Source organism: Thalassoglobus polymorphus, assembly GCF_007744255.1.
Lineage (GTDB): Bacteria > Planctomycetota > Planctomycetia > Planctomycetales > Planctomycetaceae > Thalassoglobus > Thalassoglobus polymorphus.
In genome coordinates, this window is the sequence record NZ_CP036267.1 from 3,784,392 (window position 1) to 3,800,752 (window position 16,361).

A 16,361-nucleotide genomic window follows, 5' to 3' on the forward strand; every position below is an offset into this window, starting at 1 on the left:
CAATTCTTGAAAACTGGATCTTGGTTTCAATAGAGCATTTTTAATGATTGTCTTGCCCGGAAAGGCCACTTTTATGACGACATGAACTTCTCTCTACGAGGCAGATCCTGCAAACCAATTCGAAAGATGCTCTATAACCAGTCCGAAAACCTCTGGAATAGCCGCTTGCCTCAACATTTGAGTGTGCAATATCAGGTTTCAGGACCAGTTCTAAAAAATGGCTTATCGGTTTTCCCTCACTCTTCTGTTCTCTACTGGATGTACAGGAATTCTTTGAGATTGAACAAAGCATGTGCAAAGTCCGCCCATTCCTGATCTGGTTCTGGTGGCTTACCGAGTTGAGCCAATTCTGCCTGCAGTTGCTCAATCTGCTTCTGAGAGTTTTGAACTGTTCCAAGTTGTTGAGAAGAAAGAGCTGCGAGAACTTCACGGTCAGAAACGTAACCGGCCTTCCCGCTTGCAATCGCTTGGACTTCATCTGGATTCAAAGCTCGGTCATACAATCTCGCTTCCAGAATTTTCCCGGAGAGCAATCGATTTCCACTGGGATTGCCGTGGCGAAGACCGAAGAGGATTTGGGTTTTGCCTGCCTGAAACTGGTACGCTTCGCTCTTCCGATACAATTTTCCATATGGTTTTCCATTTCGAAAGCCCTGAATTGTTCCATCTTCAGCATAGGTAATGGCAATATGAACCGGCCGTTCGGCGGCTTCCGTTTCCGCTGTTCCGGCGAATGGAAGCGTCCTGGCGAAATTGTTTGACCCTGCAAGCCAATGCCCGGCTTTCTGTTCCCCAAACACTATGGCATCAAAATATGTCCCGGAAAGATCTTGAATTGAAACAAGTCCGCCGCCGCGTTGATCAAGGTTTGTCAGTTGGACAACTGCTTCCAAAGTTTTCGCTTTGATCGCCACTTCAATTGGAGTGGTAGCAACATGACTCTGCCCGTCGAGAATGAGAGCTCCATCCTCAATTTTCGCCCCTCCTTTTGCTTTACCATGTAGATTTCCAATGCTGTCCTGAAAATCTTTTTCGAAGGTCCATTCAGCAATCGGGGCGCCAATTGGAACTTCCGACTGGGGCCCCGTTTGCTTTGCTGTCGCCAGCCGTTGACGAGTCGGTGTCAGAATTGAAGAGATCTCCTGAGAAAGAGCTTTCACTTCATTTTCGATTTGCTGATGCTGCGCAAGGGCCTCTTGATAGAGCCCCCGTGATCGCTTCAGATAATTTTCAGCTGAGCTCAATTCTGTTTCACTCGGAGGACGGCCGAGTGCTGCCAGAGTCATTCTTTTAATGTTCATTCGATCAGAGTTCACCCGGTCAGCATCTCTCTTCGAAAGAGTTTGTGCTGCGAACTGCTTTGCTGCCGCGATGACAAATGGATCATTCAAAAGGGTGAGTGACTGGGCGGGGACATTTGTGATATCCCGACGACCTTTCGTGGCGAAAGGGACAGGGAAATCAAACGTCTCTAGAAATGGATTTAGCGAATTTCTACGAACTGACAAATAGAGACTTCGTCGTGGGATTTTCGTGGCATTGCCAACAGGTCGCCCGAACATTTTCTTGTCGAGAACTCCAGAGATTGACAATAGCGAATCACGCAGCACCTCAGCTTCGAGCCGCCGAATGTTGGCGTGTGAAAGCAACCGGTTCTCTGGATCAATATCTCGCGATTTCGCTGTCGGTAAGGATTTCAGTTGCCATGTTTTTGTCAGGACGATTTCACGTATTAACGATTTGATTGACCACCCGTTGTTTCGAAATCGAACCGCCAGTTCATCGAGCAACTCGGGATGCGAAGGCTTCTCTCCCAACTGACCAAAGTTGTCCACCGTTCGTACAAGCCCCGCCCCAAAAAGATAATGCCAGAGACGATTCACAGCGACCCGACTCGTGAGCGGATTGTCCTCCCGAACGAGATCGCCCGCAAGCTGAAGTCGTCCACTCAATTCGGTTTCGTATGGTGTCGGGTCGATCGCTTCCAGAAATCGTCGGGAGACGACTGCCCCCGGTTGATGATGATTACCCAGGATGAACAACGCCTGGTCAGCAGCGTCCGCTTCAAGTAGACCCGGAACACGATTCGGAAGAGGAATCGACTCTTCAAGTTGTTGATATTTGCGCAGAAGAGCTGCGAGTTCCGAATCCTGATCGTCCAGCGAATTCAGGAGTTTCAATTTTCGACAAGCTTCGATCAAACGTACTTGTGCTTCACTCGCCTCATCCGCTTTCCAGCTATGAATCGCCTTACGCAGTGCGATTACATATCGATCACTGAGTTCTTCTGCAGTTGTGATTTTGACTGATCCCTGATCTCGAAAAACCGCATCGTAAGCAGCGGCTTCAAGCGGAGGCTGAAAAGTCCCTTTGGGGGCCAATACGGCATTGCGAATACCGAACCAGGAACGGTCGACATCTTTTACAAGGACGGCAGTGTCGGGGGCTGTGTTGATCTCAATATGCAGACTGTCTCCGTCCCAATAAGTCAGATCGTATTTTTGCCATCGCCACTTCCCGTCATTCAGAGTCGTAAAAGGATAAACATTTCCACGGCGAGGATAGTTCTGCACAACATACCGGAGCAACGACTGACCATTCCCGGCGACCTGAACCCAAAGCTCAAATTCGCCATACAATTCAAAGTTTGGGGAAGAAAAAATATTGCGATGTTTTGTCGAAAGCAGATGCGAATAGACACCCGCAGGCAGAAGTGGCGATATTCTCTCTCCATCTGCAAAGAGTGCAAAATCGCCGGCACGAGCCGGTTCGTTTGCAGTTCCATTTCCGTGAGCAAACCATTTCTCAAAGTCCGTTTGATTCGTCAAATCCCAAGCAGAACTCCCCGGTGGAAGATCCAATTCTTGCCGCGACTGCGATTCTCGCACCAGATTGCCGAACTCCTCAGCACCTTGATTCAACGCGGTAAAGGGGGAGAGCAGGTCAACCTCTTGAGGTGCTTTCTTTTGCAAAGCAGTTTGCTGTACCCGCTTAGAGAAACCGTCTAACGATTTCAACCAGTTGTCTGCGACAAGGGTTCGTACGTCACGCTTGATTTGCTTGAGTTGCACCTGCAGTTCATGTTGTTGGGGAGTAAAGCTTGCGTCTAGAATTCCCGGACGTGTGGAACCGAGAACTCCGAACATTGCGTAGTAATCGGCCTGGCTGATCGGATCGAATTTATGATTGTGGCAACGTGCACAGGAAACAGTTAATCCGAGAAATGCTTTCGAAAAAACGTTAATCTGATCGTCAGTAAATCGAACTTTTTCATCGAGTGCATCGGTCGGTGCGAAGCCATGAAAACACATTCGCCAATGAGCCGGTCCGATGACTGATTCATTCAATCCCAGCTTTGAATTCACCCTCGGCTCTGGTAGGAGATCACCCGCGATATGCTCTCGAATTAATTGGTCGTACGGGATATCTGCATTGAATGCGCGAACAAGATAGTCGCGGTATTTCCAGGCATTTGGGATTGTCGGATCACCTTCACTCCCGTGAGACTCAGCGTATCGAACCAGATCCATCCAGTGCCGAGCCCAATGTTCTCCGAATGCGGGTGATGCTAAATACTGATCAACGAGTTCTTCGTAGGCAGCAGGGTTCGAATTCTTGAGGAACTCTTCAGTCTCCTCGACCGTAGGAGGTAGTCCTCTAAGAACGAAACTCAAACGGCGGATCAGTGTCCGACGATCTGCAACGGTCCCTAACTCCAGCCCCGCTTCTTCGAGACGTCGCTGAATGAATTTGTCGATCGGATGACTTGACCAGGACTCGTCTTGAACCCGTGGGACAGCGGGCTTCGTAATCGGCTGGAAGCTCCACCATTTCTTACGTTCTTTCAAAGTATTTTCCCACGTCGCGACATTCATATTCGCTGCACCCGCTGGGGCAGATTGACGTGGATCAGGAGCGCCAAGTTTAATCCATTTGAGAAAGTCGTTGATAACCTCTTCGCTGAGACGATCCTCCCCTTGCGGCATCTTCAACTCATCGATTTCATGACGCAGCACTTTAATGAACAGGCTCTTCTCTGGGGACTTGAAATCAAACGGCGGCCCCGATTGTCCGCCTTGTCGCAAGGCGGAACGATGATCAAGAACGAATCCGGCCTCAGCTGTGTCGATGCTGTTGTGGCAGGATTCACACTTTTCAACGAGGACCGGGCGAATCTTCGTCTCAAAGAATTCGAGTTCCTGCATCGTGAGCGGAGAGTCAGCTGCCCGAACAGAAGTCGCAACTATTGAAAGAATCGTAAAGCAGCACCAAGTTATTTTCATTCAATTCACTCTATTATTTTTTCGTGCCAGCTGTGCCCCTGAAGATCATCCTTATGACTTCAAAGACTTCGCTTCACGAAGCAGAATCTGTACATCACTAAAATAATTCACTTGGAGCATTCGGATTCAAGCAAGCTTCGGACAATGAAGAGACCAGAGAAGATAACTGAATGAGCGAAGCTTGAGAACAGGATCATCCAATTTTGGTGCTCGCAGCTTACTGCTTCACGCGGGCAATTTCTGATTCTCGCCAAGCTCGCAGGTATTCCTGAAATCCAATCTGAATGACCGGGCTCTTTGATTTCAACGCTGTTTGAAACTCTGCGGATTCCACTGAACCTCCCTGTTTCAGGTACAAATGAGCCACATGGCTGGCGACAGCGGCGTCATACCGTGGCAGTTTTTTCATAGCGACGTTCAAGTCTCCCCCGCTCTCTTTCATCATCTCTTCCGCGTAGATACGTGCGCAAGTGGCTTCTCCATCTTTGTTGGCATCAAACCATTTCGCTCCGCTGCATCCGAGTGTCCAGGTTCTGGACTGAACCGTTTTCGGTTGATACGGCAAAGCGGTCCGCCAGTACGGTTCTTCAATTCCGGGACCGGTCGCGATAGCAACATAACAGACATCATGCGTTGGCTTAGGTAGCACAAACCTCATGTTCGCCTCTATTTCGCTCATCTCAGCTGATTCGATCTCTGAGATCTCTTTTGAGATCACTTCTCGCCCGTTAGCAAAAATTTTGATCTCCGCAGGATGAATCCAATCCGGACTGCGAACTTGGACAGCGAGGACGATTTTATCCTTGTTCTCGTTGTCGCCGGATTCAAAGTCCTCAATATGAAGCGTCGTAAACAACCCATAACTCACGACGACATCACCTCGCAAAAAAGCGTTGACAGCCTCTTCAATGTTGATGCTTCCAACATTTTCATCGGCACACTGAATGTAAGTTCTCCCTTGTCCAACGAAGTGACGTGCGACATCGTGAGAATCGCTACTCCCAACCGGAGTAATTTCATGGCCCGCGTTCAACAGGTTCATCCAATCGTGAAACAATTCCAACGGCTCTGTTTGGGTCGCTCCTGAATTAATCACTTCCATTGCGTTGAACCCAATCGGCCACCCTTTCAGTGATTCACCGACGATCGAAAGGTAATTCTCAGGACCGAACGGAGTGAATCGACTGTGGAGATCTCGAGCATGATTGAGAATGACGACTTGTGCTTGAGTTTTGTTCTCGACCTCATTGAAAATTTCCGGCCACGTTTTCAGTTGGCGATCGGGGACTTTCTGATCGACGCTCACAGGAAAAATATTGAAGTGACCGACCGACGTTGTGTATTCGTTTCCGACGACCGGGGTAAAATACTGAGAGACGTTCATCTCGGCAGCGAACGGAGCGTGATCGATATGCACATTGTGATCGGTCGCAATTGGCAGTTCGACTCCTTCACCTGCCAGAGTGATCATTCTCTCTTCAATCGTTGAGTCACCATGACCGGAGTGTGTCAGCGTATGAACGTGAGTGTCGCAGGCGACGTAGCCTGACGTATCAACCTGTCGTTCGATTTCCAGTGAGACCTTTACGTCGTCTCCGTTTCGAACTCTTAAATCGTGAGTATCGAGTGAATACTCGAAGCCCCGTCCTGCATAAATTTTGTAATTCCCAGCAGGCAAACCAAACGTCGCTTCGCCGGTACTGGAATAGAGACTCCCGGGGCGAACTGCCATCGTCGAGTTTGATTCTGCACCGACTGTTTGCAGTTCGCCCCGTTCATTCAGGATGGTGATTCTAGCTGGCAGCTTTCCGCGACTCACTTGATCGGTGACTGTGATTGTCACTTTTGCTTCATTGAGGAGATCTGCTTTTGACTGTTTCAAAAACTTGACTCGCCCAATCAAAATATCGTCACCTGTTCGCGGATTTCGCTCTCCATTTTTGATCTCCAACCTGTTTCTTTCTTTCAGGACTTCGGCAGGAAGGTCAAAGTAAACGACCATCCCGTTTTCATTACGAGATAATGTCGCAATATTTTTGCCGTTGATTTCAACGTTCCAGCGTTGCTTCACCTGCTGTTGCGAGAGTTGCAACGTCACAGGAATAGCGTCGTCATCAACCTCGAAGTCCATTGTGTACACAGAATCATATTCGCCCTCAGGAAAGAAATCCCATTCCCGCGTCTCTCCACTGCGAATCAACTGTAACTTGGAAGAGGCTGATTCTTCTGCATGAACTGGAATGCAAAGCAACCCCAGAAGCAGGAAGGGCAAACGACCGATCTCGAAAGACATAATGAAACTCAGTAGTGTTGAAGTGACCAAGCCGGTGCATTAAACGAGGGCTGATGGCTTTGAAATGATTGTAAGAATCTTGTCAGAGTCCTCAAAGTGAGGTTGCGGCAACGAATCATCCTAAGACATTATTCAGGGACGGACTTGGGTATGAGGTTGCGATTCTGCACAACAGCGCAGATCCTGAACAAATACTCAACTCTCCGTAGAACGATCATGAACCACTTGATAGCAATTCGGGAGAGAGCGATGAGGAATCAACTGAAAAGTTCGTTGTGTGGATTGGTATTCATCCTTGCTGGCTTGCCTGCAGTTGCAGAACAACCAGCCTCTGAAAAAGAGACTGTGAATACTCAGACGGTGGATAATCAGGCTGTAAATATTTCAGTTGCCGAGATTGCCTCTCAACCAATACAACAGCCCCAACAGACTTCCAATTCTGAACAAATCAAAGAGGTCAAAAAGCCCACAGTCAACGCCAAGAAAAAAAGTGGCGTTCAAAAAAAACCTCGACGATCGAAAGTGAAGGCGACCAAGAACCTTTTGAACTTCAACTTTGCTTACGATCCCGAAGAGGGGGATTTCAATGGAGCGGTCGGATCGTCAAATGACCAATGGAACTTCATTGACTACGGACAGCAAAAACTTCAGCAGGTCCGCTTCGCCGATGGAACGGAGTCCGACATCGAAGTGAACGTCTCAGAAAACGATGGCGAATGGGGAATCACAGGAGACACCGGAATCTATCATGGCTACATTTATCACAACTGTCGGTGCGTCGACTTGTCGGTGTCGCTGAAGTATCTCCCCGCCGGCATCTACGAAGTCTACGTTTTCGCACATGGTGATGCCCCAAACCAGAACGCTGCCATCGAAGTTGAATCGGGTTCGGTCAAACTGACCGGAAAAACAACTCTCAACGATGGCACCTGGAATTTCCGCAGCAAAAAATTCCAAGATGAAAACCAGTACGTTCGCTACGTTGCCGAAGTCGAACCAGGTTCTGAAATGACGATCACCAGTAAGCGCGATGGCAGCAACTATTCCATGTTCAACGCCATTCAACTAAAGCGAATTGCAAAACCGTAGAGCAATTCCAATGGTTGTCGTGCCCGTATAGAACGCGAACGTCAATTCGAAAATGCCATAGAAATCGACACTGACATCTTCGGGTTCGATGACCTTATTATTTGCGAATCACAAAGCGATCGCAAAGATTGCCAGAATTGCCAGCCAGGCGACTCCGAGGAAATGCCAGAACCAGGCACAAAAACGGACGCCCCAATTGTACTCGTGGTCGTACCGGTCCGACTTGCTGCGGACAATGACGAAGGCGACGAACATCAAAGCAATGAAAAAATGCAGGCTGTGGAGCGACGCAAAGGAGACAACAAATCCGAGAACGCCTTCAGATGCATCTTCTGGACCTCGATAAGTCGGAAACATCGACCATATTCCGTAGGTCTGAATCCCGACAAACAGCACTCCCAAAACCATGCTGATTTTCAGTTGTCGACGAAATTGAAGTTGCTTTTCCTGGCTGACATATTGAACAGCACTGTGCAACGAACAAGAGCCGCAAAGTAACAACAGCGAACTGATTGCAAATGCAGGGGGAAATCGAAACTCCCGGACCTCAGCCGGTTTTCCGATCCAGTGGATCAACATCCATGTCAGTACTCCAGAGGCAGTGAGCGCAAGAAGAGACAGCCCAAAGAACTGCAGCGCCTGGCGACTGAGACCTTCGGCATTCCGTGATGGCACTGGTGGGAAGTGCCTCGAACTCAATTCAGCTCCCTTCGTGGCTCATGCGTCTCTGCGTTCTACACCGATGAATCACCGGTCGCATAGTGCTCAAATTTTTTGAACTGTTCAGCTTTGCTACTTCTTCAAAAAACGGCCCATCAATTCATATCCGTTGTCGATGGTGTCACCGGATGCGGCAGCTTGGACTTCATCGTACGACGGGACGTTTTTGCTTTCGATCCCTGCTCCACACATTGTGAACGGGACATATCCGTGGCTGTGCGTTTTGGTCCGCAAGAAGGTCGGGTGATCAGGGCAAACAAGGATCCTGTATTCACCCGTCGATTTCAGGTACTCATGAACCGGACCGACGATCTTCTCGTCAATCTCCTCGAGCGCTTTGACTTTGGCATCAGCATGACCTTCGTGAGATGCTTCGTCCGTCGCTTCGACATGGACCACCACAAAATCGAGATCGCCTCGAAGAGCTTCAATCGCTGCGCGCCCTTTGGCAGCATAGTCGGTATCGAGATATCCAGTCGCCCCCTCAACTTCGATCACATCCCAGCCGAGGAGTTTGCCGATCCCGCGTAACAAATCGACGGCGGTAATAACGGCACTTCGGACTCCGTAGCGTTCAATGAACGGTTCCAGATTTGGCCGAGAGCCTTGCCCCCATAACCACGCCTGCGTGGCAGCCAACTCACCGTTTTCCGTCCGCTTCTGATTCGATTCGCACTCCGCAAAAAGCTCGACACTTTTCTCCATTAACTCTCGCAAGTCGCACCCACCAGATCCCATTGGCAGAGACTCGTCGATCGGCTGATCAGTGATATCATGCGGCGGGACAGTATATGTGTCATCTGCGAACGGGGCCTTGCCGCCACGGGCACGGTAGACCAACAGGTTTCGATAACTGACACCGGGATAGAATTTCCAGTGTTCACTTCCGCAGGTTTGCTTCTGCATGAGTCCGACGAGTTCAGCCGCGACGTCATTCGAAATTTGCCCCGCCGTGAAGCTTTTCATCTTCCCATCTTCGACTGTCACCAGATTGCAACGAATCGCCCAATCTCCCGGAAAAAGTTCAATCCCCTGGGCTGCTGCTTCAAGCGGTGCTCGACCTGTGTGGAATTCGTGCGGATCGTAACCAAACAGGCTCATCGTTCCGACATCGCTCCCCGATGGCATCGATTCCGGGACGTTATCGGTCTGGCCGATAATCCCAGCCTTCGAGATGGCATCCATATTCGGAGTCTTGGCAGCTTGAAGCGGAGTTTTGCCTCCTAAAGAGGCTTGCGGTTCATCAGCACACCCATCGGGAATCACGAGTACGTATTTCATTTTATTCACATTCAGAGACATTCAGAGTCTTAACGATAATCGGCGGGGGGCAGTCTGCACCCCAACATGGATCTATGAATCGACGAAGTTTCCTGACAGCCATGCAGAGAACTCTTCCATTGTAGCAATTTGCTCTGAAATGAAACTGATAGGCCCTCGGCACCGTTGCAGCTGAGTGGGCCACTCATTTCACGATTCCGAGAACTCTACTCAGGGAATCCATCGTCTGAACACCGGCGCCGGAATGTTCAGCACTCTTGACACAATCGACACATCCACGTTCACCGCCACAAACACTACAACCGCTACAGCCGGCGTATTCAGACACTGCAAACAAAACGAAGATTCAACACAACATATATCTATGAAACACCTTAAGACAGAACAAAGAAGGCTGTCCACTGCCCCACAGAGCCCCGGTGGTACGGGTTATGCCAATTGTAGGAATTGTCAGGATCGAAACACCTGAACGGATTTCAACAATTTTAAGTTTTAAACCCTATTGGAGCTGGATTGAGAAAAGCGTTGAAGTAGGACGATTTGCTCTGCATGCAACAGGCAGATTTTGAGCCTTTACAAGACCATTGGAATCGTTTTTTCATTTCTGAAATGACGGCCACTGAATGCAGGTTTTGTAATAGTGAGTCCTCTTCAAACATGTGAGAGCGTGTGTGGCGACCTGAGACCTCGCCATGGGCGGCCAGACCGCCCGGAATCCTCGCGATTCCAGGAGACACTCTTCTTCCGCTCGCAATCGTGTTGATTGCGAATGAATTGAGGCAGGCATGTCCTCACGAAGTCGAGTGCGTCACTGCAAGACGTTGCTCCTGGTTGAGCGAGGTTTTTTCGATTTCTTCCCGATTAACTCCTCGAAGAAATCTCACGTTCTATCGATTCGCTGTGCTCGATCCAAAGTGGAGCGAAAAAATGAACACGTTATTCAATGCCTTCTGGCAAGATGAAATTGGCTTTGTTGTCTCTGCCGAGTTAGTTCTCGTCAGTACGGTGGGTGTCCTGGGGGTCATTGCTGGCCTTTCGCACGTGCGCGGTGCCGTCGTCGAAGAGTACAAAGACCTGGGTGACAGTTTCCGATCGATCGACCAGTCTTTCAGCTACAGCGGTTTTCGTGGTTGCAAAGCTTTCACGGCAGGCTCAGCGTTTCTGGAAGACTGCGAAGAACCGGAAATTCACTTTACCGAGATCTACGACGGCTGCCCAACGCCATGCGCGACACCGTGCGAATCACCTTGTGAAACGCCGTGTGAAACACCTTGCGAATCATGTCACACTCAGTACAAAGCTCCCCATGCCGCACCTCGCGCTACAACTCCTTGCGCAACGCCATGCGATACACCCTGCTCGAGTGGCTGTGCTAATGGTTGCCAGACCGTTGGTGAAACGAACGTCGCTGGGCAACTCGAACCGATCCCATGTGATAGTTGTGGCGGTGCCTCGAAACACATCGGCGAGCGAGATTGTTGTCCGACAGAGATCTACGAAGAGGGAACAGTCCAACCATTGCGAGCTCCTCATTCAAACTTGAAGCCTCAATATCACGATGGATATCTGATCTCCTCTGGTCCACAGGAATACGAGCCCCTCTTTGAGGAAGGACCGGAAATCTCTGACAAAGTGACCGATCCGAACCCGCATGCGATTTACAACGTTCGAAGATACGTTGAAGCACCAGTCTGGCCGAAAACTCCAAAACTCGTTCCAAGATCGGCAGTCTGGTAACCTCCGTTATAGCGAGGCTCTTCGGCAAAATGAGTCTCCAACTTGGGGAAAGCGTCTTGAAGAAGAGGCCGAGCTGTAGCGAATTTTGCAGAGAGTGGTACGATCTACAAATGTGGGTCGGACCACTTTTTTCGTTGAAGAGACAGCGAAGATCAAAATGATCAGCGCGGTGAGTTCGATCAGACAAATCACGGCGGAAATCACGGTGAGAAATCACAGGGGAATGCTGTCAGGCGACCACCAGAAAACCCTCCCCCACGTACTACGATGTACAACGAAGATCTGCTCTCGTTACGAGGGCTTCAGAGAGCCGTCGTCCGAGCAGCTTCAAAATCTTTCACAGAGTGTTCTGTTTTTCAACTGAATGACTACTTCAACTCCTAATCTTGTTCCACAATCTGGTGAGAAAATCCTGTTTATTACAGGACGTCTTGCAGAAGCGGTCACTCGCCAAGTGGTTGAAGAAGTAAGTCAAGCGATGGGCTTCGCTGCGGATGTTCATGTTGTCGGTATCTCTGTTGCTGCTCTGACTCACGCCGACTGGTTGAACCGCAAGCTCACCGACCAACCGAGCGGATACGACGCGGTTTTCGTTCCGGGGTGGTGTCAGGGAGACCTCGCTCCCCTCTCCGATCGGTTTGGGGTTCCGTTTCGACTTGGTCCGAAAGACATTCTCGATCTCGCCGAGTTTTTCGGTCGACAATCACGCGGGCCAGTCTCTCTTGATCGCTACGATATCGAGATCATTGCCGAAATTAATCACGCTCCTCGATTGAAACATCAGGAGATTCTGGAGATTGCAAATCGATACCGGCGTGACGGCGCCGATGTGATCGATATCGGATGCATCCCGGGAGAGAGTTGGCAGCAGACAGGCGAAGTTGTCTCGATGTTGATCGCTGAAGGGTTTCGCATTTCGATCGACAGCTTTGATCGATATGAAGTGGAGTCTGCGATAAAAGCAGGTGCAGAACTTGTATTGAGTTGCAATTCAACAAACGTTGACTGGCTGTCGCAGCTTGGAGTTGAAGTTGTCGTCATTCCGGACGATCCGGCAGAAACAAGTTCGATGTGGGAGACTGCCGAGAAGTTCAAGCTGGCAAACTGCCCTCATCGGCTCGATCCAATTCTAGAACCGATCGGGTTTGGATTCGCAGCTTCTCTGGCACGATATTACGAAGCTCGACGACAAGCCCCTGAGCAACCGATCATGATGGGGATTGGAAATCTCACCGAAATGACAGAGGTCGACAGCGCCGGATTGAATGCACTCTTCGCGGCGATTTGCCAGGAGTTAAAAATTCAGAGCGTGTTGGCGACGGAGGTCATTCCGTGGAGTCAATCTGCAGTTCGCGAGTTTGATCTTGCTCGTAAACTGATGAAGCACGCCGTCGAGAATCGACAACTCCCTAAGCATGTGACTTCAGAATTGGTGATGCTTCGCGATCCAACGGTGAGTGAATTAGGTGCTTCGACTCTTGAGAACATGGCGAAGGAAATTCGCGATGCGAACTATCGTATTTTCGTGGAACGCGATGAAATCCACATCATGAATCGAGATGGATATTGGCACGGTCGCGACGCGTTTGAAATTTTTGATGACTACATCGCACACGATCCCAACCTCGACGTGAATCATTCATTTTATCTCGGCTATGAGCTCGCCAAAGCGATCACTGCTTTGACATTGGGGAAGCAATATCGACAGGACCAGGCACTGAATTGGGGGTTCCTCACCGTTCCGGAACAAAGTGTTCACGAACGTCGAAAACAAAAGAAAGCTTCTGCGAACAAGTCGAGGAAACCTGATGCCTGAGTTCCCTCTCTTCCGTGAAATCATTCCCTCTCCGTCCGTTGAAGAGACGCTCGCTCTTTTTTCAGAACGCGATCATCTCGTTTTGCTCGAGAGCGTTCGGCGTCATGATTTACATGGGAGATACTCTTTTCTCGCTGCCGATCCAATTCAGACAAGCCTGCTTGATACGCCTGAGTATGGTGTTGATCCATTCCGGGATGTCAAAAAATGGAGCGAGCAATTCAAAGCGACTCCTCACCCGGAACTCCCCCCATTTCAAGGAGGCTTTGCAGGCTTGCTCTCATATGATTTGGGTCGCTGCTGGGAACGACTGCCAGTTCCAATCCGTGAAGAGTTCGACCTTCCGGCTTGCGTGGTAGGTATGTATGACTGGGTCATCGCCTGGGACCATCAGCAGGGTCGGTGCTGGGTCATCGCGCATGGATTCCCGGAGACTTCTTTGCAAGCGAGAAGAGCGAAGGCAGCCTCGACATGCAAAGAGCTGAGCGAACAACTTCTGAATCAATCTCGCCATCAAAGCAGTCAAAGCAATTCGCAACTGGCCCCTCAACCACTAGAGTTTGAATTCAATATTGAGAGCAATTTCACAAAGGAAGAATATCTGGATGTCGTCCAGAGAGTCATCGATTACATCATCGCGGGAGATATTTTCCAGGCAAACCTGTCTCAACAACTGATGACGCACACGCAACATTCTGCTCTCGAAATTTACACTTCGCTCCGACAACATAATCCCGCCCCATTTGCTGGATTGTTTCAACAGGCTGACTGGGCTGTCCTCTCGTCATCTCCCGAACGATTTATTCAGAAGCATGGACGTTTCGTTCGCACACGTCCTATCAAGGGGACACGTCAGCGACGCGTGATTCCTGAGGCAGACTTATTCACGCGCGATGAACTCCGCGAAAGCGAGAAGGACCAAGCTGAGAATGTGATGATTGTTGACCTCTTACGAAATGATCTTTCGCGAGTCTGCAAACCGGGGACGATTCGAGTCCCTGAACTTTGCACTATTGAGAGTTATGAAACGGTCACACATCTTGTTTCAGAAGTTGTCGGCGAGTTGAAAGACGACGTCTCATTCTGGGATGTCATCGCAGCGACGTTTCCCGGTGGTTCGATCACAGGGGCTCCGAAAATTCGCGCGATGGAAATCATCAGCGAACTGGAACAAGTCGCCCGAGGCCCTTATTGCGGGAGCCTGTTTTATTGCGGATTTGATGGAACCGCCGACAGCAGTATTCTCATTCGAACGCTCACAAAACAGGGGGACAAACTTGTCTTTCCCGTAGGTGGCGGAATCGTCTCGCAATCGAATCCGCAGTCGGAATATGAGGAAACAGACCATAAAGCTGCTGGAATCCGAGCGGCCTTGAAATCGATTATGAAGTAATTCTTTCTCGCCGAACTCTCTCAATGTCTTGCGAAGTTGCACTTCCGTTCGTGTTATCTCGGTTGTAGCGGTTCGTTCGTTCCGAATGAGCACAAGTTCCCATTCATTGAATGTTGTGATTTGACCACATCGGCTGCCGACATAGGTTTTTACATTCAGGGCTGAAGCCGCTTGATTATCACGATGGGTGAACTCAGCGACTTTCAAAGCGTGTGATCTCCTTTCTCTCTAACTTTTCGGACCGGCTCTCAATGTCGACTCATCAAGAAGAAGATTTTTCAATGGACGAACTTCTTGAAGGATTCCAGTCAGTGACTGGTCCTGAAGAAGATGATGCGAACGAGGAACAACCAGCCGAAAAAATCCTGGCCCATGATGCGATTCGAGGAAACAAACAACTTGAGGAACTGTTTGAACGCGTACATTCGTTATTGGGAAACGCCGACGACGAAGAGATCTCATTCAAGCCAAAGATCCCGGAGACCCTCAGCGAAACAAAACTGAGCGCAGACGAAATTGAAAAACTCGTCCTGAAATTCCTGCTTCAAAAAGGCTCCGCTGCCGGACGTTCAATCAGTGCTCAAATTGCGATTCCGTTCGGAATTCTATTTCCCTTATTGAAAGTCTGGAAGAATGATCAGCTGATCACGTTCAAGAACGCAGCTGAAATGGGAGATTACGTTTTTGGAATCACTGATCTCGGACGAGAACGAGCACGAAAATATGCAATAGAGTGCAGCTACTACGGCGCTGCTCCAGTTGGACTTCCCGAGTATCTCCATTCGATGGCCATGCAAACCATCGCTGGTATGGAAGCAACCGAACAGGACTTAAATCGAGCGTTCTCTGACCTGCTGATCAGCAAAGAGATGTTTCACAAACTTGGACCGGCGATCAACTCGGGCCGAGGAATGTTCTTGTTTGGGGAACCGGGAAATGGAAAAACCAGTATCGCGGAACGAATCACATCGTGCTTTGGTGACACTGTCTGGATTCCTCGAACTCTTGGAATCGATGGTGATTTGATTCGACTCTTCGACCCGGGTGTCCATGAAATTGTCTTCGATGACGAAGACGAAACGATCTTCGACCTTTCTGGAGTCGACCCGCGTTGGGTACGAATTAAACGCCCCACGATTGTCGCGGGGGGTGAACTCACGATGAAGGAACTCGAAGTCACCCAAAATCCGATTACAAAAATTTGCGAATCGCCACTGCAATTGAAGAGTAACTGCGGAACACTGGTGATCGACGATTTCGGTCGACAAACCATGCCGGTCGAGGTCTTGCTCAACAGGTGGATCGTCCCACTCGAAAAACGGTTCGACTACTTGAACTTGCCGAGCGGAAAGAAAGTTCAGGTTCCATTCGATCAGCTGATTATCTTTTCAACAAATCTGGAACCGAACGATCTGGTGGACGGAGCGTTCCTGCGCCGAATCCCGTACAAGATTCAGGTTCCCGATCCGCTTCCTGAACACTTTGTGAAGTTGTTCGACATCATGGCTCCGAAAGTCGGGCTCATCAACGATCCCGAGGCGGTTGAGTACCTGATTGATACACATTACATCCCGAAACAACGTCCGTTTCGAAACTGTCAGCCGCGCGACCTGTTACTTCAGGTGCGAAACTTTTGTGTCTATCGAAAGCTTCCCAAAAAGGTCACGAAGGAAGCTTTCGACTTCGCTGTCGACAATTATTTCTCAATGATGTAATCCGGTCACGAACTCAAATTCGAACTCGATCTGC

Annotated in this window: 9 protein-coding genes; 5 read left to right on the top strand and 4 right to left on the bottom strand. The window is 49.5% G+C overall.

All coding sequences use genetic code 11. The features are described from left to right. Positions 1–251: 251 nt before the first annotated feature. Together Mal48_RS13655 and Mal48_RS13660 are read right to left on the bottom strand one after the other, a co-directional pair. Positions 252–4,283: a DUF1553 domain-containing protein gene (locus Mal48_RS13655; RefSeq protein ID WP_145200397.1), complete on the bottom strand. Its 4,032-nt coding sequence runs from the start codon at positions 4,281–4,283 to the stop codon at positions 252–254. A 217-nt stretch (positions 4,284–4,500) separates the two neighbouring features. Further along, positions 4,501–6,576 carry a CehA/McbA family metallohydrolase gene (locus tag Mal48_RS13660; RefSeq protein ID WP_145200400.1) on the bottom strand — a complete coding sequence of 692 codons (2,076 nt, stop codon included), beginning with the start codon at positions 6,574–6,576 and terminating at the stop codon, positions 4,501–4,503. Positions 6,577–6,825: 249 nt separating this feature from the next. On the opposite strand from Mal48_RS13660, the gene Mal48_RS13665 reads away from it, so the two are divergent. Further along, a complete protein-coding gene (locus tag Mal48_RS13665) occupies positions 6,826–7,665 on the top strand; it encodes a hypothetical protein (RefSeq protein ID WP_145200403.1) in 840 nt (279 codons plus the stop codon). A 108-nt stretch (positions 7,666–7,773) separates the two neighbouring features. Here Mal48_RS13665 and Mal48_RS13670 read toward each other — a convergent pair whose 3' ends face one another. Next, positions 7,774–8,340 (bottom strand): cytochrome c oxidase subunit 3, encoded by a 567-nt coding sequence (locus Mal48_RS13670; RefSeq protein ID WP_145200406.1) that lies wholly within the window; start codon positions 8,338–8,340, stop codon positions 7,774–7,776. A gap of 117 nt (positions 8,341–8,457) precedes the next feature. Further along, entirely contained in the window at positions 8,458–9,666 is a 1,209-nt protein-coding gene (locus Mal48_RS13675) for a cofactor-independent phosphoglycerate mutase (RefSeq protein ID WP_145200409.1), read from the bottom strand. A gap of 927 nt (positions 9,667–10,593) precedes the next feature. Between Mal48_RS13675 and Mal48_RS23300 the strand changes: the two genes are divergently transcribed. The 4 genes from Mal48_RS23300 to Mal48_RS13695 all read left to right on the top strand — a co-directional run bounded on the left by Mal48_RS23300 (position 10,594) and on the right by Mal48_RS13695 (position 16,327). Next, positions 10,594–11,403 (top strand): hypothetical protein, encoded by an 810-nt coding sequence (locus Mal48_RS23300; RefSeq protein ID WP_197441699.1) that lies wholly within the window; start codon positions 10,594–10,596, stop codon positions 11,401–11,403. 364 nt (positions 11,404–11,767) lie between these two features. Beyond that, positions 11,768–13,219, top strand: coding sequence for a DUF6513 domain-containing protein (locus tag Mal48_RS13685; protein ID WP_145200412.1), 1,452 nt, complete (start codon positions 11,768–11,770; stop codon positions 13,217–13,219). Continuing rightward, on the top strand, positions 13,212–14,612 hold the full coding sequence (pabB, locus tag Mal48_RS13690; RefSeq protein ID WP_145200415.1) for an aminodeoxychorismate synthase component I: 1,401 nt from the start codon (positions 13,212–13,214) through the stop codon (positions 14,610–14,612). The genes Mal48_RS13685 and pabB overlap by 8 nt, the downstream gene beginning before the upstream one ends. 251 nt (positions 14,613–14,863) lie before the next feature. After that, entirely contained in the window at positions 14,864–16,327 is a 1,464-nt protein-coding gene (locus Mal48_RS13695; RefSeq protein ID WP_197441700.1) for an ATP-binding protein, read from the top strand. The last annotated feature ends 34 nt before the right edge of the window (positions 16,328–16,361 follow it).